Source organism: Priestia sp. YIM B13490 (assembly GCF_042787735.1).
Lineage (GTDB): Bacteria > Bacillota > Bacilli > Bacillales > Bacillaceae_H > Priestia > Priestia megaterium.
Genome location: NZ_JBHZOT010000002.1, coordinates 360,149 through 380,256, shown reverse-complemented (window position 1 = coordinate 380,256; position 20,108 = coordinate 360,149). Strand labels below are relative to the sequence as shown.

19 protein-coding genes are annotated in these 20,108 nt (G+C 39.5%); 11 read left to right on the top strand and 8 right to left on the bottom strand.

What is annotated here, in order from left to right:
• Window positions 1–158: 158 nt before the first annotated feature.
• A complete protein-coding gene (locus tag ACFX4R_RS07360; RefSeq protein WP_025749520.1) occupies window positions 159–485 on the bottom strand; it encodes a cyclic-phosphate processing receiver domain-containing protein in 327 nt (108 codons plus the stop codon).
• 454 nt (window positions 486–939) lie between these two features.
• Between ACFX4R_RS07360 and ACFX4R_RS07355 the strand changes: the two genes are divergently transcribed.
• The 7 genes from ACFX4R_RS07355 (at window position 940) to ACFX4R_RS07325 (ending at window position 7,638) form a co-directional block, all read left to right on the top strand.
• A complete protein-coding gene (locus tag ACFX4R_RS07355; RefSeq protein ID WP_165575429.1) occupies window positions 940–1,917 on the top strand; it encodes a carbohydrate kinase family protein in 978 nt (325 codons plus the stop codon).
• Between the two features lie 458 nt (window positions 1,918–2,375).
• Complete coding sequence (locus tag ACFX4R_RS07350; protein WP_013055866.1) at window positions 2,376–3,239, top strand: GRP family sugar transporter; 864 nt, start codon at window positions 2,376–2,378, stop codon at window positions 3,237–3,239.
• A 263-nt stretch (window positions 3,240–3,502) separates the two neighbouring features.
• The gene (locus ACFX4R_RS07345; protein ID WP_162213801.1) at window positions 3,503–3,961 is read left to right on the top strand and encodes a VOC family protein; all 459 of its coding nucleotides are present in this window, start codon (window positions 3,503–3,505) and stop codon (window positions 3,959–3,961) included.
• Window positions 3,962–4,060: 99 nt separating this feature from the next.
• Complete coding sequence (locus ACFX4R_RS07340; protein WP_377569226.1) at window positions 4,061–4,198, top strand: hypothetical protein; 138 nt, start codon at window positions 4,061–4,063, stop codon at window positions 4,196–4,198.
• Window positions 4,199–4,364: 166 nt separating this feature from the next.
• On the top strand, window positions 4,365–5,498 hold the full coding sequence (locus ACFX4R_RS07335; RefSeq protein WP_377569224.1) for a DUF2087 domain-containing protein: 1,134 nt from the start codon (window positions 4,365–4,367) through the stop codon (window positions 5,496–5,498).
• 62 nt (window positions 5,499–5,560) lie between these two features.
• Window positions 5,561–6,883 (top strand): MATE family efflux transporter, encoded by a 1,323-nt coding sequence (locus ACFX4R_RS07330; protein WP_244300228.1) that lies wholly within the window; start codon window positions 5,561–5,563, stop codon window positions 6,881–6,883.
• Between the two features lie 110 nt (window positions 6,884–6,993).
• Window positions 6,994–7,638 (top strand): cupin domain-containing protein, encoded by a 645-nt coding sequence (locus ACFX4R_RS07325; protein ID WP_377569222.1) that lies wholly within the window; start codon window positions 6,994–6,996, stop codon window positions 7,636–7,638.
• Between the two features lie 49 nt (window positions 7,639–7,687).
• Here ACFX4R_RS07325 and ACFX4R_RS07320 read toward each other — a convergent pair whose 3' ends face one another.
• Window positions 7,688–8,518 (bottom strand): LCP family glycopolymer transferase, encoded by an 831-nt coding sequence (locus ACFX4R_RS07320; protein ID WP_043979784.1) that lies wholly within the window; start codon window positions 8,516–8,518, stop codon window positions 7,688–7,690.
• A gap of 76 nt (window positions 8,519–8,594) precedes the next feature.
• A complete protein-coding gene (locus ACFX4R_RS07315; protein WP_028407825.1) occupies window positions 8,595–8,966 on the bottom strand; it encodes a PilZ domain-containing protein in 372 nt (123 codons plus the stop codon).
• A gap of 549 nt (window positions 8,967–9,515) precedes the next feature.
• Here ACFX4R_RS07315 and corA point away from each other — a divergent pair.
• Complete coding sequence (gene corA / locus ACFX4R_RS07310; RefSeq protein ID WP_013055874.1) at window positions 9,516–10,487, top strand: magnesium/cobalt transporter CorA; 972 nt, start codon at window positions 9,516–9,518, stop codon at window positions 10,485–10,487.
• A gap of 39 nt (window positions 10,488–10,526) precedes the next feature.
• On the opposite strand, the gene ACFX4R_RS07305 is transcribed toward corA, so the two are convergent.
• Entirely contained in the window at window positions 10,527–13,718 is a 3,192-nt protein-coding gene (locus ACFX4R_RS07305) for a S8 family peptidase (protein WP_377569220.1), read from the bottom strand.
• Window positions 13,719–14,172: 454 nt separating this feature from the next.
• Between ACFX4R_RS07305 and ACFX4R_RS07300 the strand changes: the two genes are divergently transcribed.
• The 3 genes from ACFX4R_RS07300 to ACFX4R_RS07290 all read left to right on the top strand — a co-directional run bounded on the left by ACFX4R_RS07300 (window position 14,173) and on the right by ACFX4R_RS07290 (window position 15,562).
• Window positions 14,173–14,682 (top strand): SUKH-4 family immunity protein, encoded by a 510-nt coding sequence (locus ACFX4R_RS07300; RefSeq protein ID WP_237074789.1) that lies wholly within the window; start codon window positions 14,173–14,175, stop codon window positions 14,680–14,682.
• 141 nt (window positions 14,683–14,823) lie between these two features.
• The gene (locus ACFX4R_RS07295) at window positions 14,824–15,102 is read left to right on the top strand and encodes a YesK family protein (RefSeq protein WP_162213808.1); all 279 of its coding nucleotides are present in this window, start codon (window positions 14,824–14,826) and stop codon (window positions 15,100–15,102) included.
• Between the two features lies 1 nt (window position 15,103).
• Window positions 15,104–15,562, top strand: a complete 459-nt coding sequence (locus ACFX4R_RS07290) for a GNAT family N-acetyltransferase (protein ID WP_043979775.1) — start codon at window positions 15,104–15,106, stop codon at window positions 15,560–15,562.
• Window positions 15,563–16,310: 748 nt separating this feature from the next.
• On the opposite strand, the gene ACFX4R_RS07285 is transcribed toward ACFX4R_RS07290, so the two are convergent.
• The 4 genes from ACFX4R_RS07285 to nagA all read right to left on the bottom strand — a co-directional run bounded on the left by ACFX4R_RS07285 (window position 16,311) and on the right by nagA (window position 19,840).
• Window positions 16,311–17,036, bottom strand: a complete 726-nt coding sequence (locus ACFX4R_RS07285; RefSeq protein ID WP_043979773.1) for an SIS domain-containing protein — start codon at window positions 17,034–17,036, stop codon at window positions 16,311–16,313.
• 15 nt (window positions 17,037–17,051) lie between these two features.
• Window positions 17,052–17,777 (bottom strand): GntR family transcriptional regulator, encoded by a 726-nt coding sequence (locus tag ACFX4R_RS07280; RefSeq protein WP_028407832.1) that lies wholly within the window; start codon window positions 17,775–17,777, stop codon window positions 17,052–17,054.
• A gap of 144 nt (window positions 17,778–17,921) precedes the next feature.
• On the bottom strand, window positions 17,922–18,653 hold the full coding sequence (gene nagB, locus ACFX4R_RS07275) for a glucosamine-6-phosphate deaminase (protein WP_377569217.1): 732 nt from the start codon (window positions 18,651–18,653) through the stop codon (window positions 17,922–17,924).
• Window positions 18,654–18,655: 2 nt separating this feature from the next.
• On the bottom strand, window positions 18,656–19,840 hold the full coding sequence (gene nagA, locus ACFX4R_RS07270; RefSeq protein WP_047751445.1) for an N-acetylglucosamine-6-phosphate deacetylase: 1,185 nt from the start codon (window positions 19,838–19,840) through the stop codon (window positions 18,656–18,658).
• Between the last annotated feature and the right edge of the window lie 268 nt (window positions 19,841–20,108).

The following is a 20,108-nucleotide window of genomic DNA, read 5'->3' as shown; positions in this document are numbered from 1 at the left end:
TTAGAGCGGTTTCTTCTATATAATATAAACTGCTTAAAGCGTATTCACATCTATACGTATCGAACAAGCAGTATTGTTCTTCATTTTATAGAAACAGGATGTCTGTGAGAATTGAATCGGACAGATTCTGTTGAAATGAATGTGTGAGGGTGCAGGTATCATCGAAGAGGCAGAGGGCATCTTAGAATTTTAATGTTGTTTGGCATTTTATGCTCTTTTTGAGCGTCCTTAAAGCAGTTGTACATTGCTTTGCTGCCTGAATGATTAGCGGAGTGAATCGTAATTCGATCGGCATATAAATGATGCTTTACCATAAAATGCACGAGCATTAATCCATTCCGTGTCTTACTCAGTAAATCGTGATCGAGTGATAAATGTTCAACATCGAATGATCTTAGCAGATCAATACATTCATCAATCGTTTCGGCTAAAACATGACCGTCAGGGCATTTGCGATAGTCGTCTAGAAAAACATTGATTTTCATGACTGATTCTCCCTTCCTTGCCTTGTATTTAGTGTAACATACATAATGTCATATACCTACCTAAGTCTATTCGACACATTTTAAGCCATTCCTTCTTAAATAGGGGTAAAAACGCGAATTTTTATCATTATTTGCATATTCACGGCGAATAAACAGGAAATAAGAGAAGAGATGTCGAACGAAAAATGAATAAATAAACAGTTTAAACTGGAAATTAACTTTTTTTATTCCGCGACCTTTGTGTAAGAAAGTCATTTCAATCTCAGGTTTGATAAGGGATGGAACGGAATTAACCAATAAAACATTGTGAGAAAAAAACGATAATTTGTGATTTTTTTAAAATAAATTGGAAATTTCTCTTTACGAAAAAGATGTTTGGGACGTATAATTTGATTTAAGGATTTTTTGGAACATAGTATGACAATATGACAAAAAGAAAAGTAAGGTGAATAGAATGGGTAAGTTATTTAGTATCGGTGAAGTATTAATTGATATGATTCCAGCTCAAAAAGGTCTTCAATTGAAAGAAGTGGAATCGTTTACGCGTGTGCCAGGCGGAGCGCCGGCAAACGTTGCAGCAGTTGTTGCTACATACGGTAATGAGTCAGCGCTTATTACAAAAGTTGGAGAAGATGCGTTTGGAGACTTTCTAGTAGATACGCTTCGTGAAGTAGGAGTAGGTACTGATATGGTCTATCGTACAGAAGAAGCAAACACAGCTTTAGCTTTTGTTTCCCTGCGTGAAGACGGAGAAAGAGATTTCAGCTTTTATCGTAATCCTTCAGCAGATTTATTGCTAACTGAAGACGAAATTAACTCTGATTGGTTTGCAAGCAACGATGTTCTTCACTTCTGTTCGGTTGATTTAGTTGAAAGCCCTATGAAATACGCTCATATGAAAGCGATTAAAAGCATGAAAGAAAAAGGCGGCGTTATCAGCTTTGATCCAAATGTACGTCTTCCGCTGTGGAAAGACCATGAGCTATGCCGTCAAACGATTTTAGAATTTATTCCTCAAGCGCACATTGTCAAAATTTCAGACGACGAGCTATCGTTTATCACAGGCATTGAAGATGAACAGCAAGCGATTCAGTCTCTATTTACAGGTGACGTTCAAGTAGTTGTGTTCACAAAAGGTGCAGAAGGCGCAGCGCTTTATACAAAACAAGCTGTCTATGAATCAAACGGTTACAAAGTAGCAGTTGTTGATACAACAGGTGCAGGAGATGCGTTTATTGGCGGATTCCTTTATCAGCTATTAAGCCGCGATGTGTCACAAGAAAACTTAACGGCTATTCTTGACTCTGACCACGATGCTATTTTACGTTTTGCAAATGCAAGCGGTGCCTTAACGACAACTGGAAAAGGTGCGATTAGCTCAATTCCAGCCAAAGAAGTAGTAGAGCAATTTTGTAAGCCTGTAGCTAACTAAAATGAAAAGGCTTTATCTCTTCTTATTTTCAATCAGCAGAGGCGTTAGTTTCTGCTGATTGCAGATTACATAAGAGGGAAAAGCAAGCTGCAGAGCAAGAAGAAAAAATTTTTTTCTGTTTTTAAAAAATAATCAAAAAAATTTCTAGCTAAATAATAAATGTTCGTGTTAGTATAATACGAGCAGCAAGAAATAGCAGTTTTAACACTATTTATGAAAACGTTATATATTTATCGATGTAGAAAGTTTGATAGGACTAAAGAGCAGTCCTATCAAACCTTCTAGACCTAAGCGGATGCTGCCCCCCTTGCGGGGTAGGCTCATCCGCATAAGTGGACCTTTGGGGGAATATTCGAGGGAGTATGAGTGCTTGGCTTTTGCCCTTGATGAGAGAAAAGCAGCAGGTCGTTACATACGATGTACATAGATTAGAAATAGGAAAGTAGGTTAAGAGAAAGATGGATATTTTGCTAGGTGTTCTTCCTTCCGTTGCGTGGGGAAGCATGATTTTAGTTAGTATGAAGATGGGCGGTGGACCTTACAGTCAAACGCTTGGAACAATTATTGGAGCTTTGATTCTTTCATTTGTTCAGTTTATGATTGTGCAGCCGGTGTTAACACCAACGCTCGTTATTGTCGGAATTGTTTCAGGTTTGTTCTGGTCAGTAGGTCAAAGCAATCAGTTTAAAAGTGTTCCATACCTTGGTGTTTCAAAGTCAATGCCGATTTCAACAGGTATGCAATTAGTATCAACAGCTCTTTTTGGTGTTATTGTATTTAAAGAATGGTCAACGCTTCAAACGATTGTGCTTGGATCTATTGCGATTCTTTTAATACTAGCAGGCGTTGTGCTTTCTTCATTAGACGGTAAAAAAGAAGGAGCACAAGGGGCTCCAGGACAAACGAAAAAAGGAGTTATCACTCTTATCATTTCAAGTCTTGGGTTCTTAGTTTACGTAGTTATCGCACGTATCTTCAACGTAGACGCATGGGCAGCTTTATTCCCGCAAGCAATCGGTATGTTAATTGGCGGTTTAATCATTACATACAAACATAAGCCATTTAACAAATATACGATTCGTAATATCTTACCAGGTCTAATCTGGGCATCTGGAAACATGTTCTTATTCTTATCTCAATCAAGACTAGGCGTAGCAACAAGCTTTTCATTATCGCAAATGGGTATCGTTATTTCAATTTTTGGCGGTATTGTCTTCTTGGGAGAAAAGAAAACAAAGCGTCAATTATTCTATGTATCTCTTGCGAGTGTACTGATTATTTCAGGCGGTATCTGTATCGGCCTCGCAAAAGCACACGCTTAATTTATCGATGTAGAAAAACCCCCATGGCTAGAGTGCAGCCATGGGGGTTTTTCTGGAACTAAGGTTTTGAGGCTACCCCGCAAGGCGTGGCCTCAAAACCTTAGTCAAAGTCAAGATCAAAACCTTAGTGCTGTTAGGAATTTCAGGTCTGGATGTTTGTGTTGGGGATTCTCGGTCTTAAGTATGGTTATTTTTCATTCTTTGTTAGGAAGCCGTTTGGTGTGAAATGGCTTATAGTAGTAGAAAAGGATGGAGGGAAGGCTATGATTAAGAGTATTTATGAGACGCATGTGCAGGTGCGGAATTTGGAGAATTCGATTGAGTTTTATAGACGTCTTGGGCTGACGTTTGTTCATAAAATTGAAGAGAGGCGCTGTGCTTTTTTCTTTGTTGGGGAACAAAAGCAGATGCTTGGACTTTGGGAAACCGATGAAAAAGAGTTGAAAAGAAGTCATTTTGCTTTTGGAATTGAAGCAGCGGATATTCATGAAGCGTTAACGTGGCTGCGTTCAAAAGGTATTGAACCGGAAGAGACGTCGTTTGGAAAGCCGCAAACAGAACCGATTGTTCATACGTGGATGCCAGCGGCTTGCGTGTATTTTAATGACCCTGACGGTAACCGTTTAGAGTTAATTACACTTTTAGATGATAAGCCCGTTATATCTAAGGATTTTCCTTATTTAAGTGAATGGAATAAAGAGACCGGAACGAAATTATTTTAGCCTAAGTGAAAAACGAACCATTGATCAACGTGTTTGATTCGTGGTTCGTTTTTTTGTTATGGTTAACGTAGGTTTCATGTGTGTAGGTCTTTCTAGCAGTTGATTGGAGGGCAAGGCGAAGACTCCTGCGGGAAAAGCGGAAGGGGTGAGACCCCGCAGGAGCGCAAGCGACGAGGAGGCTCACCGGCCGCCCGCGGAAAGCGAAGTCTTGCATGGAAATTAACTGCGGTGTCATAAGTGATCTATATGAGCTCATGTATCCCATTTGTTCGTATTTAGGTTGGGTTCATTTCGTTATAATTCAACCTTTTTTGTGTATCATAAACATAAGTTTGACATAATAATAAACATATAATATATTTGTTTATAAATTAATAAACAAATAAGAAAGGTGTCTATTTATATGGTAAACGATTTGTTTTGGGAATCATCTTTTGAAGATATGAAGAAAGGGTACGGGGAAAGCGGAGATCACTACCACTGCTTACTGTGCGGTGAAAGCATTGAAAAAGGCATTATTTATCCGGTGGAAGGTGTTTTTTATGAAGCAAAACGCTATATGAAGCTTCATGTGGAACAGCAGCACGGGTCTGTATTCCATCATTTAATAGAGCTAGATAAAGAGGTAACGGGTCTGTCTGATCATCAAAAAAATTTAGTGAAGTTTTTTAAAGAAGGAAAAAGCGACAGCGATATTCAAAAAGAAATGGGAATTGGCAGTTCATCGACTATTCGGAATCACCGCTTTACGTTAAAGAAAAAAGAGCGTCAGGCAAAAGTGTTTTTAACGCTGATGGAACTGTTAAACGACGGGCAAGAAGAGAAGACGGCACCCGTAACAAATACGGCGCCTAGAAGAAGTCAGCGCTACAGCGTCAGTGATGAAGAGCGTGAAAAAATTTTAGCGAAGAATTTTCCGCAAGGCTTGAACGAACCTCTTCGCACCTTTCACTTGCAAGAAAAACACCGTCTTGTTGTTCTTGAAGAATTAAGCGGACATTTTGATGTTGGAACAACGTATACCGAAAAAGAAGTAAATGATAGGTTAACACCTTTTTATGATGACTACGCCGTGCTGCGACGCTATTTAATTGAGTACGGTTTCTTAGAGCGCAGCGCAGACGGAAGCAGCTACTGGAGAAAAGGAGAAATAGGTATGAGTATGGACTCAAAAGACTATAAAAAGCAAATGAAGCAGCTAGCGAAAGAAGTAAAAACAGAAGGCGGCGTGTATCAAATAAAAAACCTTCAAAACGATAAGATTTACATTGGCTCTACGCCTAACATCAAAACGTTAAACGGCGTAAAGTTCACGTTAAAGACGAACACTCATCAAAATAAAGAGCTTCAAAACGAGTGGAATACGTACGGAGCGGATGCTTTTTCAATTGAGATGCTGGAAACGATTAAAAGAGAAGAAGAAAAAGCACTTTCAAAAAAGGATTTGCTGAAACTGGAAGCGAAATGGTTAGAGAAGCTGCAGCCTTACGGCGAAAAAGGCTATCATTCGCCGAAAGCTGATACAAAGGAGAAATAGGTGTGAAGAATCAAGATGTTAAAAGTGAAGCAGTGGAATCAGAAAAATCCGTCAGTAAGCTGATGCTTGTGTTTTTGATTCCGCTCATGTTAAGTAACGCCATGCAGTCAGTTGGGCAGCTGGCGGGAAGTATTATTGTCGGAAGAGCGCTTGGAGTTGATGCGTTAGCCGCTATTTCCGCTTTTTTTCCTCTGTTTTTTCTGCTCGTGTCGTTTTCGATTGGAATTGGTTCAGGAAGTTCCATTTTAATCGGGCAAGCGTACGGGGCCCAAAACGAAAAACGAGTCAAAGAAATTATCGGTACCACGCTCACGTTTACCTTTTTAGTCGGAATTGTGCTTGCCGTTTTGGGAAGCATATTTGCTCCGGATATTCTTCGGATTATGGGAACGCCGGCTAATATTATTGACGTAACGGTTCACTATGCGCGCATTTTGTTTGTGGCAATTCCTGTTTTGTTTTTATACTTTGTTTATACGACGTTTATGCGCGGAACCGGAGACTCTAAAACGCCTTTTTACTTTTTAGTTGTGAGTACGGTCTTAAACATCATTTTCCTTCCGATTTTAATTTTTGGATGGATCGGAGTGCCAAAGCTTGGAGTGTACGGCGCTGCGTATGCAACGGTGTTTTCAACCGTATTAACGTTCATTATTATGATTGTTTATTTGCGCAAGAAAAATCATCCGTTAAAGTTTGACTCATCTATTTCATTAAAAATGGACGGAACGCTTTTAAAGCTGCTTATGCGTTTAGGGATTCCAGCGAGTATCAATATGATTTTAGTTTCTCTTTCTGAAATTGCGGTCATTACGTTTGTAAACGGATTTGGCTCAGACGCTACAGCAGCGTACGGAGCGGTGAACCAAGTGGCGAGCTATGTACAAATGCCGGCAATCAGCTTAGGAATTGCGGTTTCTATTTTTGCGGCGCAGTCGATTGGCGCCAATAAATTTGAGCGTTTAAAAGAAGTGATCCGCTCTGGAATTATGCTGAATTACGTTATTGGCAGCGTATTGATTTTACTTATTTATCTCTTTTCGAATCAAATTTTAGCTCTGTTTTTAACAAGTCAGCATACGCTCCATATTGCCGAAGAGCTGTTAGTGATAACACTTTGGAGCTATTTGATTTTCGGTCATGCGCAAATTATTACCGCTACGATGCGAGCAAGCGGTACGGTGCTTTGGCCTACGGTATTTAGCATTATGGCTATTTGGTGTGTGGAAGTACCCGTAGCCTACGTGTTATCGCAGTTTACACCTCTTGCGATCAAAGGGATTTGGATTGGTTATCCAGCGGCGTTTGTGGTCAGCTTGATCCTGCAGTACAGCTATTATCAATTTGTATGGAAGAAAAAGAAAATTGAACGTCTTGTCGGATAAAAAACGAGTGGGAACGCTCGTTTTTTATTTTTCCTAATTAAAACACCCTTAGCTAAAAGTTTTAATAGGATAGTGCATATAACTTTTTGATGAAAAGAGGGTATGACACTATGAGTAAATCTGGATTTGTGCCGGATAATTCAAATATTAAAAAAAGCTCAGGAACGCCTAATCTGTCAGTGAATTATAAGCAAAATGTCCTGTTCAAACGAAACGATCAAAATATAGCGTATCAACTAACCTCAACTCAGCTGCCTGCAATGCTCGGAGGTGCTTTTGTTGATTTATATATGACGAAAGGGCATATGAGAGAACCGCACTGGCACCCAAACGCGTGGGAATTAGATATCGTCGTTTCGGGTGAAGTGCAGGTATCTATTTTAGACCCTGATACAAGCAGCATGCACAATTACCGAATAAAAGAAGGTGAAGTTGTGTTTATACCGATGGGCTGGTGGCATTGGATTGAGCCCTTATCGGAAGAAGCGCATCTTCATCTCTTTTTTAACAATGATCAATTCGAATCTACAGAAGGATCCGACGTGCTGCGCTTAACGCCTCCGATCGTGTTTCAAAAAGCATACCGAGTAAGCGCAAGCGAAGTAGCAGAAGCCGTTGTTCCGATTACGGATACGGTTATCATTGGGCCGCCTAATGATCATTCTTTTTATCAAAAGAGCTATCTCAAAGATGAACGGGATGAAAGAATTGTGGTTAAAATAAATGAAAAAGTAGTGCCTGCTGAAGATAAGTAGCCTAAAAAACCATTGAGCCTATGGTCAATGGTTTTTTCGTGAGGCGTTTTTATAAAAACAGCTCCTTACGTTCTAAATGCTTATACAGCCGCGTTGTGACTTGTTTTTGATTCCATTCGTTTTGCGGAAACTGCTGCTTGTCTACGTGAGAAACGGCCGGTTTGTAGGTTTTTTGAATCCTTTTGATATCATTAAAGGTTGCATTGGTTTCAATGTGATCAGCGAGCGTAAATACAAGAGAATGCAGCTTTGCAACATTGGGAATCGTAGCTGCTTGGCTGAAAATGGCTTTCGCGACGGACAGCTGTCTTTCATGCGCAGTAAAGATGTCTTGCTCATTACGCTCCTTTAAAAAAACAAGTGCTTCCTCTCCGTTAAGGCGAATCGATCCTTTTGGAAAAACAATGTTGCTCTGTTCAAAAGCACGTTTGTTTGTGACGATAATGCCGCCTAATTTATTTACAGCATCGACGACTGACTGCTGATCCATTTTGACATAATAATCAACAGGAAGCTTTGTATACGTTTCGACGTTCTTTACGACAGCATTCATATTTCCTCGATGATAAATGGTTCGCAGTGTTTCATTGCCGAGCTGAGTTGACCCTGGCAAGTGGGTCATTTTTATTGATTCATGCTGTTTATTAACAGTCATATATACAAATGACGTATTTTGATGGTTCTCTTGAATTAAAAGCAGGGAAAACGGTTGCCCTTTTTTTAAATTGACGTGTGTTTTATTCCCATGCTCAAGCGGTACATACGTGTGATCAACGGCGGCTTTCACCGTATGATAGCCTGCAAATGTGATGCTGACAAAACTGACGAGTAAAAATAGTACGAGACCGCCAATCCACTCTTTTTTTGCTTTGCTGCTCATCGTCTCACCTTTTTCTATCGAAGTCGTTCGTAGTATTGCCATCTTAAAAGGGGAGTAAAACAAATGAGCGCTATTTTTATTGCTTATCTTGCTTTTTCTTGGCGTAGGTTTTGAGCTCTGTAATTAAGATTGCTTGTTCTTCCACATCGTTAAACGCTTCAATGCCATAAAGGTATTCGGTGTGCCGTTTTTCTTTCCACACGCAAAGTCCGGTAATATGAATAGGTTTTTCATTTAAATAAAAGCTAATTTTTAGCTGAATTTGATGGTTGAAAATAGGTAAATCAAGCGGCGTGATTATTTTGATTCCTTTTGGTGAAAGGTCGATAACGGACAAAGGACCTGGCTTAGAATCGATTTCTTTGTTGTCGTATTTAGCAATGGAAAACGTTCCAACAATGGGAGTCTCAAATAAAAAGCGAAACGGTTCTTCACGTTTAAAATGCATGTATTATCAGTCCTTTTCGTAATCTAAGTTTGTTAAGTAAGTATTCGATGAAAGTCCAAAAATTCCTACACGTTTTTTCCCATCACACATATAATGTTTATCGGTGTAGAATATCTACCATGACCAAAGACCGGCCGTGATAGATATTCTAGACCTAATCGTAGGCATCCCCCTTGAGGGGTTGAACGTCTATGGTTAGGTGAACCTTTGCGGGAGGAATTCAAGCTTTATTAGTTATCGATTGCCGATTATAACTGCTTTTATAGTATCGGAAGTTTTGTTTGAAACTTTAAATGGTGAGGGAAAGGTTTTGAAAAAAGCGCTACGCTAGAGTTGGATTGTATGTTAAAATTAAACTTTGTGAAGTAGCTGTATTACAAGTCAGCGTTCCTTCAACTAATTAGGAGGTGAGATGAATGGGCACTGATGACCCCATTTCGATGAAGGTTACTGCAAAACAAGATAGGGGCAACAATGGTGTATATGTTCCTCTCATTTCAGCGAAGGAAAATACTCCTTAATGCCTCAATGATGTGAGGTGAAAAATCAATGATTAAAACATACTTATATGATGATGAAACAAAAGAAATGGTAACGAATCTTGATTTAGGAGACGTGCATGAGAAATTGCGCAATCCTGATAATTTGCTGTGGATTGATTTGTATGATGTCCACGGACAAGAGCTTGCTCAAATTGCTAAATTATTCGATTTTCACCCATTGGCGATTGAAGACTGCTTACATGACAGTCCTCGCGCTAAAATGGATGATTACGAAGACTATAAATTTTTCGTCTTTCACGCGCTTCGCTATAACGAAGAAAGTGATGACGAGATTACGACGCTTGAGTTAAATGCCTTTGTCGGATCAAATTACGTAGTGACGATTCATAAACATAAAATGGGCTGGCTTCGTAAAATGGATGCTGTGTGCTCACGCTATCCAAAGTTTATGAACCGCGGCGCCGACTTTTTACTGTATGCTTTGATTGATGGCATCACGGACGAATACTTTCCGATTTTAGACCGAATTGACATGCGTATTGATGAATTAGAAGATGAAATCTACAACAAAGAAGTCCGCGGAGTGACGGAAGAGTTCTTGGCGTTAAAAAGAACGATTATCTTAATCCGTCGCGTTATTCTGCCTCAGCGCCGAATTTTCTTAACGGTTAATGGAAAGTGGAAATTCGATATACGTGAGGAAAATGTTCCTTTCTACATTGACTTGCTTGACCACTTAGAGCGTATTGTAGATTCTGCTGAAACATTTAGAGACCTCGTAAACAGTGCACTTGATACGTATTATTCTATTACCAATGCAACTTCATCGGAAAAGCTGAACGTCTTAACGCTGATTTCAACGATTATGCTTCCGCTGACGTTCGTAACCGGATTTTTTGGGATGAACGTACCGATTCCATATCAAAATTCCCACTGGGCTACTGCTGTTATTATTGTTATGTTAATTGTGTTAACGTGGGGAATGTGGAAGTACTTTAAAAACAAACAGCTTTTATAACAAAAAGGCACTTGGCCATAAGCCAAGCGCCTTTTTTCTTTATTTTGTCACCGTTTTTGTTGTTGCTTTACTCGTATTGTTCGCTTTGTCTTTTGCAGTTACGCTTAAGACTGTTTTTTCTTTTTGCTTTTTAATTTTTACTGAGTATTGTCCTTTACTGTTAGCAGCAGCAGAGCCAATGCTTTTTTTGTTTACTGTTACCGTTACGGTAGCATTTGCTTCTGCTTTACCTGTTACAGCCGTGCTTTTTGTTGTGACAGCATTGACGCTTGGTGCAGCAGGGGGAGTTTTATCGCTCACTTTTACAGTCGTAGCTTTACTTGTATTGTTGGCTGCGTCTGCTGCTGTTACGCTGATTGCTGTACCTGCTTTTTGTTTTTTAATCGTTATGCTGTACTGACCTTTTGCATTTGCTTTTGCTTTGCCGATTTCTTTGTTGTTCACTTTCGCTACAACAGATGCATTTGCTTCAGCTGTTCCTTTAATAGCTGTATCCGCGTCGCTGACTGGATTCACTTTAGGTGCATTTGGAGCAATAACGTCACGCACCGTTACTTTTACTTCTTCACTTTCTTGTTTTTGGCTGTTTGTAGCCGTGATGTACAAGACTGTGTTTTCTTTTTGTTTTGGAATTTTTACTTTGAACGCGCCTTTTGCATCAGCTTTTGCTGAAGCAATCACTTTCTTAGCGCTGTTTTTAACATTTACCGTAAAATTCGCTTTAGACGTTCCTGTTACGTACTCATCTTTATTCGTTACGGCTTTTACCGCTGGTTTGGCAGGTGCTTTTTGAACAACTGCACGAATGCTCGTACTTGCTTTTCCGTTTGTGACAACTACTTGTAAAACGGTATCAGCTTTTTGAGCTGGAATGTTCACAGAGAACGTATTTTTTGCATCAGCTTTAACTGTGCCAAGTGTTTTTGAGCCGTTCATTACTTTAACAGTTGAACCGCTTTGAGCTTTACCTGTAACAATTTTTTGCGTGCTGACAAATGTATTTACCTGCGCTTGCAGCTGCTGTGCACTTACCGCGCTGTACGCATTTAAACGTCCCCATCCTGATACGTAATCGTAGCCTGGAGCAGGGGGTTCTGCTGGACTTTCTTCATCATCGTATACAGGAGCATCTTTTTCATCAAATTTAATATCTTTAGCTGTATCCGTTAGACGTTTTTCAACGTCTTTTGGCTTTAAGCCTGGGTTTTGTGATAGCAATAATCCCGCAACGGCTGCCACGTGAGGTGTTGCCATTGATGTTCCGCTTAGATAAGTGACGTTTCCGTCTGGAACAAGACTTGGAATATCAGAGCCAGGAGCTGTAATATCTAATCCTTTTCCGTAGTTTGAGTAGTCAGATACGATATCTAAACGGTTTGATGCGCCTACTGAAATCGCATAGGCAGATGAAGCAGGGTAAGAGAGTTCTTCCATACCGTCGTTTCCACTTGCAGCTACAACCGTTACGTTATGATCGTATGCGTATTTTAACGAATATTCAAGCACGCGGCTGTAAGATCCGCCAAGGCTTAAGTTAATGACTTTTGCACCGTGATCAACCGCGTATTTAATACCGTACGCAATTTGTTCTGTATCTCCGCTTCCAGATGCATCTAGAATTTTAACCGGTAAAATTTTTGCATGAGAATTAATGCCGGCCATTGAATAGTTATTGTTTGCAGAGGCTGCGATAATACCTGCTACGTGAGTTCCGTGTCCGTTGTCGTCTGTTGCATTTGACGAACGATCCACGTAGTTATAGCCTGTTTTTGTATCCACCACGCCTTTTAAATCAGCTAGTGATGAATCGACGCCCGTATCCGCAACGGCAATAACCGTATCTTTTAATTTTTGACCGTTTAGTAATTTTTCAAGTGATTCGTATTGAATATCGGCATGTTGCGTACCGTCATTTTTACCCGTATTGTTTAATGACCATTGATACGGATATTGTGAATCCATTGAAAGAGCGTGGTACTCTTGAACCGGCTCGATAAATTCAGTTTCAGGAAGTGCCTGAATTTGTTTTGCCGTCATTTTACCTTGAGCAGATGACGTGCTGAAACTTTTTGCATTGCTGTCATCTAATTGAATAACAAACATATTATCAAAAGAAGCAGCTGATTGTTTTAATGGATTAATAGATTCAATGCTTGCTGATTTTGACTGTGCTTTTGTTTTGAATGATTTAGCATTTGCACCATCTTTTAATTTAACAATATAGCGAGTTTCAGCTTTTGTTGAAACGCTGTTTGCGCTGACTAACTTAGCTCTTACTAATACAGACGATACGTTTAAGTCCGTTACGTCTTTTAATTTTGTCTGTGCTGCTACTTTTTCTAAGTCTTTCTTTAAAGCAGCCGGAACGGATTTATAAGCGATGCTGTATAAATCATTGATCGCTTTTTGATCAGCACTTGTAATCATATATGTGCTTGATGCGCCGTTTTTCGCCACATCTGTAAATAGACCCTTTAGCTGAACTAAATCTTTGTATACTTGTTCGCGAATCGATTTATCGATAATCATTTTAGAGCTGATAAACGGAGCGGCTTTGTAGTAAAGAGAAGAAAGGTCTTTTCCGCTTGCTGTTTTTGAAAGCACAGCGTCGCGAATCGTACGCAAATCTTTTAAAATACCTTTTCCGTTTTCTTTTTGGCTTGTACTTAATTCAGCCGGGCATTCTTCTTCCATCATTTGAGAAGGAGGAAGTGAAGCGCCTTCATAGCTGATTGTGTAAGGAACTTCTGTTTTTAATTCCGGCTGAGGTTCAGAAGGAGTTTGTCCACCTTCTTCGGTATCATCTTCAACAATAAGATCTCCATCTCCGTAATACTCAACTTTCACATAATAAGGGCCAGTCCAAGCGATTGGAAAATCAAGCTGAGCAGGCTCATCTTTGTAGGAGTATCCCATATAACGGTCAAATGCCACGTTGTTTTTGGCATTTTCAAGACTAGAGTAAACCGTGATGTTTACTTCATCATCACTTTGAAGCTTAATTCGGTAGTGTGAAAATTTTGCTACCTCTTGCTTAGAAGGATTAATTTTGTACCAATGTGTTTGTTCTGGTTCTGTAAATGTTCCTTTTGCTGCTTTACCAATGCTTAATGTTTTTTCATTAGCAGGTGGATTGCCTGCCGCTTGTGTTTTCAGTAAGCCTAATTGGCTAAAACACAAGGTAAACATTAAAGCAAAAGCAATAAAACGATAAATTGACCCTTTTTTCATGTTAAACCTCCAAAAAAATATAGTAAAAAACAGGAATTACATACCTATTAAACCATAAAGTTTAAAAAATTGTAAATAATTACTGTTTCTTATTTTAGTATTTTGTCAAGTTATTAATCTCGCATAAGAAATGGTGAGATAAGTCCTAGTTGCAAAAAGTAGAAAAAATTGGAATAATAAAGATTGAGCCTGTTTATAAGAGGCGAGAGTACGCTGAAAAGGGAAGAAGGGAATGAGAATTATTTTTCGAAGCAGAATTAACTGGAGAAAATCTGATCGGTTTCTTTTTACCTGTGTTTATAAAGAGGAAATCGGGCTATATAAATAAAGATTGGAAAAATTTTCAGTCTAATTAAGTTCATTTGTAGCATATAATACGAGCTGGATTTCTTTTATAATAAACAAAAGCAAAGAAAGAGCAAATGGTGAAAAGGAGTGAAAGAAGTTGTCAAATGTGATGCAACGACAGGAAAAACGAATGAAGTTTGATGCCGAACAGCTTGCACCCCTTGATATTGATAAAGAGACAAAGAAGTTGCTAACAGAAAAAGGATTGCCCAAAGAAGCTTCACCATTTCTAGAGTTCGTTTCATCCAAAGGGAAGCTAACAACATTATGCGAAACATTTGAGTTATCATCTCGCTACCAGCACTACTGGTTTTTAGGAACAACAGGCGCTGGAGATCCAATTTGTCTTCATCAAAAAAACGGTTCGGTTGTGCTGCTCGATACGTCCAACGATGACTGCGAGCGTTTCGTGAATACAACTTTTCCGCAGTTTTTAGCATGCTTAGATGTGTTTGAAGAGCTAGTAGAAGAAACGATTCAAGCTAACGGAGAATCTGCATACTTAGAGAGACACATTCCTGCTGAGGTGCTGCAGCGATGCAAAAAACGTATAAATGAAATTGATGAAGCTTGCTTAGCCCCTTATTCTTTTTGGTTCAAAGAACTTTCTTTTTAATATAGTAGAAAAATAGACATGGCCGTTTTGGTCATGTCTATTTAGTTGTGGCTGCAGGGCTATTAATATAGATAGAATAAATAAAAATAATAGTATATAATGGATATAAATTCCTTTTTTAAAAGAAGGCGGAGGGTGTAAATGATTTCTTTATTTGGATTAATGGGTGCTTTCTTTGTTCTGCTTTTTAGTGCGTCGTATTTCTTCTATAGAAGGAACTCACCTGGGCAGTACGGAATTTCACTTAGCAGCATGCTAATAAGCATATTTCTATTTCTATATAGCATATTTGGAGTTGGCGGCTTTGAAGGAATGGGGCTTGGTGCTTTAGCTGCTGCTTTGTTCTTGGCGTCGGTTCTGAGCTTGTTCGTCAGTGTTCTTTTTAACATCATAAATAGACACGGGAAAGGTGCTGTGTGAAATGGGAGAAATAACCTTTAGAGAAGCGGTGCGGGAAGATTTAGATCAAATTGTTGGAATGCTTGCTGATGATATGCTTGGAAGCAAACGAGAGCGCTACGAATCACCGCTTCCAGCCTGTTATGTTCAAGCATTTCAGGCAATTGATGCGGATCCAAACAATGAACTGATTGTCGCATGTAAAGATAGTGAAGTAATAGGTGTTCAACAAATAACCTTTACGCCCCACATTGTACGACAAGGCGCGTGGAGAGCAACGATTGAAGGAGTCCGAACCGCTTCGTCAGAGCGCGGAAAAGGGGTTGGATATCAGCTGATTACATGGGCGATTCAACGAGCGAAAGAACGTAATTGTCAGTTGATACAATTAACAACTGACAAGGAACGGTCAGAGGCTTTGCGTTTTTATCAAAAGCTTGGATTCACAGCTTCTCATGAAGGATTAAAGCTCCATTTGTAATTCGCTATTAATGATTGTATCTCCGTGGTAAGAATTTTTTGATTAAAATGAATTTTTTAGTTTAGTTCAATTGAAACGTGGTATACAAATAGTACAGAGCCGATAGAAATTTTTCTAAGGCTACTGTGAAAGGTAAATACTTAGCTTCATGAAGGGACTGGTTTAGTTTTGGAATACTTAACAGCAACTTCAGCAAACGTATTACCTCATATGAAAAGCAGATATTCTGATCTGACAATTGGCACTCTCGTTATGAACCGATATACGTAGCGAAAGGGCCTCACAAGGGCAAATGAACATGAAATAATTAGCATGATATGAAGGGAAGAAGCTGCATCAGTTTTGATGCAGCTTCTTTTTTGTAAGATGCGGCACGAAATCGTATACAAAATTTTGGCGGAAATTTATATGTAAAATCTATAAGTTAAGTATAGTAAATTATTTTACCATCACGGATGAAATCATACATACAACAATTATGAAAGAAGCTAAAAGCCAGCTGGAACATTACCGTAAAAAAATCTTCAAATGAATGCACTACGAAATTTCTTATAACTTATTTGACACCTAAGGTATAAAAGAGTATACTTATGTTAAACATAGTAATTATGTCGGATAAGTAGGTTATGGTGCTGTGAACAAGACTTCTACTGATAAAGAGGAGATCTAGTCCAAATCGTACAGTCCGACTTTGATGAGATGCTTTCAAGCATCTTTTTTTTGTGCAAAAAAACAGCCGCAGGGGCTGTTATAGGGCAGTAATTCTTCCTTTGTAAGCATCAATCAACCGCTGGTTATGTTCATCTGAACCTTCCATGTTTCCGCTTAAAAAGACAGGAGGCGTGATGCCGCGGCTGAGCAGTTTTTGGATGGCTTTAGATAGGACATCATTTAAGATAGCGCCTCCAATTACAGTAGAACCAGAAGCGAAAGAAATGTCTTGCTGATGAAGAAGAACGTCTCCTTTTGGAATGTGATTATTCATAACAAGATCTACGACATCATGAAGGTATTTTCCGCTTTTATGCCGCGAAGCCCGGCTCGTGGCATAAGAAGGAGAGGTAAGCCCGATAACAAAAGCGCCTTTTTCTTTTGCAATTAAGGCCACATCAATCGGAACGGGATTTACGCCCGACGTAGAAATCACAATCATGATATCGCCTGGTACGATATCTTCTTTTTCCATAAAAGTGGAGGCATAGTCGTTTTTACGCTCTAGCTGTGAAGAGCGCGAAGCTCCTTTATGAAGCATCAGTTCTTCTACAAAAATAGGATGAATCGGCGCAAGCCCTCCGGAACGGTAAAACACTTCTTCCGTTAAAATATGAGAATGACCGCACCCAAATAAATGAATGAGGTGATGAGAAGCTAGTTGCTGTGAGATTTTCTCCGCTGCGGATTCCATTGCCTGCTGTTCATGCATCTCCACTTTAGCAAGCAGTTTTGTTAGTTCCTGTAGATATAAACTAGACATAAAAAAACTCCTTAGTTAAGATCGTGTCATGTTAATCGTAAACTTATAGCGGTCTGCTCGGTACGAAGACTTCACCACTTCAAGCGGCGTGCCGTCTTGCAAATACGTATTTCTTTGAATTAATAGAACAGGTGAATATGAGCTGATTCCAAGATGCTTCACTTCGGTTTCAGAAGCTAAAATGGATTCTAACGTTTGGTTGGCTTCACCAATTTTTAGCCCGAGCTCTTCTTCAATATAGCGATAGAGAGAGTCGTTAACAATGGATTCTGTTAAGCCTTTGACTAAGTTAGCGGATACATACACGCTTTCAAGCGCCATTGGCACGTCGTCAGCTAAACGAATACGCTTGATTTCATAAACAGGTGCATGAAGAGAAATGTGCAGCTGATCGGCAATTTTTTCTGAAGCCGCAATAATTTCAAAGCTCAGCAGCTTACTGCTTGGCACCATTCCGCGCGCTTTCATATCTTCTGTAAAACTCGTTAATCCAACGAGCTGCTGCTCCAGTTTTTTTTCAGATACAAAGGTGCCGCGGCCTTTTTGACGATACAAATAACCGTCGTTTACTAAATTGTTAATTGCTTGGCGAACGGTCATTCTGCTGATTTCAAATCGTTCTGCAAACTCTCGTTCAGAAGGAAGCGAATCATTCGGTTTTAACTCTCCGTTTTCAATTTGTTTTTTCAACTGTTCTTCAATTTGATAATAAATCGGAAGAGGTGAGCTTTTATCAATCACTTAAGTTCTCTCCTTTATGTAAACCTCCTCATCTAAAAAAGACGAGGAGGTATGTTATCTATATATGCTCTAACTAATAGCGAGACACCTTTCTTTCATAAAGACGGATTGATTATAGCCGGGTCAGGCTGCTTGACTATTCTTTCAAAGGTTCACTTTAGCTAAAGCTTCTTGGTCCGCAATAATTGTAACACAGTGATGCTTCTTTAAAATAGAAGCAGGGAAGTTCTCTGTGATTTCTCCGTTAAGCAGCTGATACATCGCTTCTGCTTTGGCTTCCCCGGAGATAAGAAGTAAAATTTCTTTACTTTTCATAATCGATTCAATTCCCATTGTAATAGCCTGAGTAGGCACTTCGTCAAGAGAATTAAAGTAGCGAGCATTCGCATTTCGCGTTGACTCTTCTAACGTCACAATATGAGTAGGAGAGTTGAATGACGTACCAGGTTCGTTAAAGCCAATATGTCCGTTTTGGCCGATTCCAAGAATCTGAAGGTCAATGCCTCCGTGATTTTGAATCATTTCATCGTAGCGGCGGCATTCTTCTTCAGGCGTATCAGCTAGGCCGTTAGGAACGTGCGTGCTGCTTACGTCAATATCAATGTGATTAAATAACGCATCTGCCATATAGTAGTGATAGCTGTTTGGATCTTGCGGTTTCATTCCGACATATTCATCTAAGTTAAAGGAAGTAACGTGTTTGTAAGACGTGCCGTGCTCTTTATGATCTTGAATTAAACGATCATATAACCCTTTCGGCGTGCCGCCCGTTGCAAGTCCCAGATTCATATTTGGCTTTTCATGAAGTTTGCTAATCAGCATATCAGCTGCTTTTGCACTCATTTCACTGTAGTTTTTCACTTGGATGATATTCATTGTTAGTCCTCCTTTTGAAAGCTCAATGTGCCTCGGCAAAATGTCATTTCAACATCTAAATTTTCATTTAACACTACGATATCCGCATCTTTTCCAATTTTGAGGCTTCCTTTTGTATCGAACAGATTAAGCTGTTTTGCTGGGTTTTCAGCAGTCATTTTTACGATGTCTTCTAATGAGCAGTTCGTAAAGCTCATCGTGTTTTTAATCGCATCGTTCATCTTTAAGATACTTCCTGCTAACGTTCCGTCTGCAAGGGTAGCAGTCGTGTCATTTACGTGAACAGGCTGTCCGCCTAAATCATACGTACCGTTTTTTAGCCATTTGGCACGAAGAGAATCCGTGATAAGAATCATGCGTTCACTTGTAATTTGATCGTACGCAAGCTTGACCATTTCAGGTCGGCAGTGGATGCCATCTGTAATCAGCTCTACAAATAATTCATCTCTCAAATACGCGGCGCCTAATACGCCCGGCTCTCTATGATGAAGACCGCGCATGCCGTTATATAAATGCGTAATATGAGAAGCTCCTGCTTCGATGGCTTCACCAACTTGATCATATGTGCTGTCAGAATGGCCAATAGAAGCGACGACGTTTGTTTCTTTTAAATAAGAAGTAAGTGCTAAGCCGTTTGGCTGCTCCGGAGCTAATGTAACAAGTTTAATATGTCCTCCGGCTGCTTTTTGCCATTCTTGAAACAGTGCCACATTCGGATCTTGAATGTGAGTAGGGGGCTGTGCACCCGCACGTTTTGGTGAAATAAACGGACCTTCTAAGTGAATACCTACTACTTCAGCATCCGCATCTGTTTGTTCTTCAATATAAGCGCCCGCGTTGCGAAGCGCTTTTTCAACCGCTTCATTCGACTGCGTCATAGTGGTTGCTAAAAAGCTTGTTGTACCTTCTTTTGGGAGCGTGCGCGCCATTGTTTTTAATGCTTCTGCTGTACCGTCCATTGCATCGGCATTGTTAACGCCATGAATATGCACATCAATGGCACCAGGAATCACTTTATAGGAAGGAGAAAGCTCAATTACATGGTCTTTTGGCTGACGGACGTATTGATGTATCTCTCCGATTTCAGTAATTTTCTTGTTCGTTAGTTTAATATACCCGTTTTTTAATGTCTGATTTTCACTATAAACGGTTACATTATAAATAATGATGGATGAATGTGTATCCATACATACACTCCTTTGCTCGTTGTATTGATTTAAGTGTAACGCTTTTTGGAATAGTTGTCTAGACCAGTTGATTATTTTTTGGGAACTAGAAAGTTTTGTAAGGGCTTTTAACATTGATATAGAGAGGTTTTTAAAAAGAAAATTGGTATAGACAACTATATATTTTATGTGCTAGTATGAGTCCATGCAGTAAAACCGCCGTTATTTCAGCTGATGATGTAATCATGGGCTGGGATGAATGCGGTAACTTGTCATCCGATAAATATTG

Bases quoted from the DNA above. Each gene is read 5' to 3' on its own strand.
- ACFX4R_RS07305 (WP_377569220.1), bottom strand. From the start codon at position 13,718: ATGAAAAAAGGGTCAATTTATCGTTTTATTGCTTTTGCTTTAATGTTT.
- ACFX4R_RS07290 (WP_043979775.1), top strand. From the start codon at position 15,104: ATGGGAGAAATAACCTTTAGAGAAGCGGTGCGGGAAGATTTAGATCAA.
- ACFX4R_RS07285 (WP_043979773.1), bottom strand. From the start codon at position 17,036: ATGTCTAGTTTATATCTACAGGAACTAACAAAACTGCTTGCTAAAGTG.
- ACFX4R_RS07355 (WP_165575429.1), top strand. From the start codon at position 940: ATGGGTAAGTTATTTAGTATCGGTGAAGTATTAATTGATATGATTCCA.
- nagA (WP_047751445.1), bottom strand. From the start codon at position 19,840: ATGGATACACATTCATCCATCATTATTTATAATGTAACCGTTTATAGT.
- ACFX4R_RS07345 (WP_162213801.1), top strand. From the start codon at position 3,503: ATGATTAAGAGTATTTATGAGACGCATGTGCAGGTGCGGAATTTGGAG.
- ACFX4R_RS07315 (WP_028407825.1), bottom strand. From the start codon at position 8,966: ATGCATTTTAAACGTGAAGAACCGTTTCGCTTTTTATTTGAGACTCCC.
- ACFX4R_RS07295 (WP_162213808.1), top strand. From the start codon at position 14,824: ATGATTTCTTTATTTGGATTAATGGGTGCTTTCTTTGTTCTGCTTTTT.
- ACFX4R_RS07325 (WP_377569222.1), top strand. From the start codon at position 6,994: ATGAGTAAATCTGGATTTGTGCCGGATAATTCAAATATTAAAAAAAGC.
- ACFX4R_RS07335 (WP_377569224.1), top strand. From the start codon at position 4,365: ATGGTAAACGATTTGTTTTGGGAATCATCTTTTGAAGATATGAAGAAA.
- ACFX4R_RS07350 (WP_013055866.1), top strand. From the start codon at position 2,376: ATGGATATTTTGCTAGGTGTTCTTCCTTCCGTTGCGTGGGGAAGCATG.
- nagB (WP_377569217.1), bottom strand. From the start codon at position 18,653: ATGAATATCATCCAAGTGAAAAACTACAGTGAAATGAGTGCAAAAGCA.
- ACFX4R_RS07320 (WP_043979784.1), bottom strand. From the start codon at position 8,518: ATGAGCAGCAAAGCAAAAAAAGAGTGGATTGGCGGTCTCGTACTATTT.
- corA (WP_013055874.1), top strand. From the start codon at position 9,516: ATGATTAAAACATACTTATATGATGATGAAACAAAAGAAATGGTAACG.
- ACFX4R_RS07330 (WP_244300228.1), top strand. From the start codon at position 5,561: ATGCTTGTGTTTTTGATTCCGCTCATGTTAAGTAACGCCATGCAGTCA.
- ACFX4R_RS07360 (WP_025749520.1), bottom strand. From the start codon at position 485: ATGAAAATCAATGTTTTTCTAGACGACTATCGCAAATGCCCTGACGGT.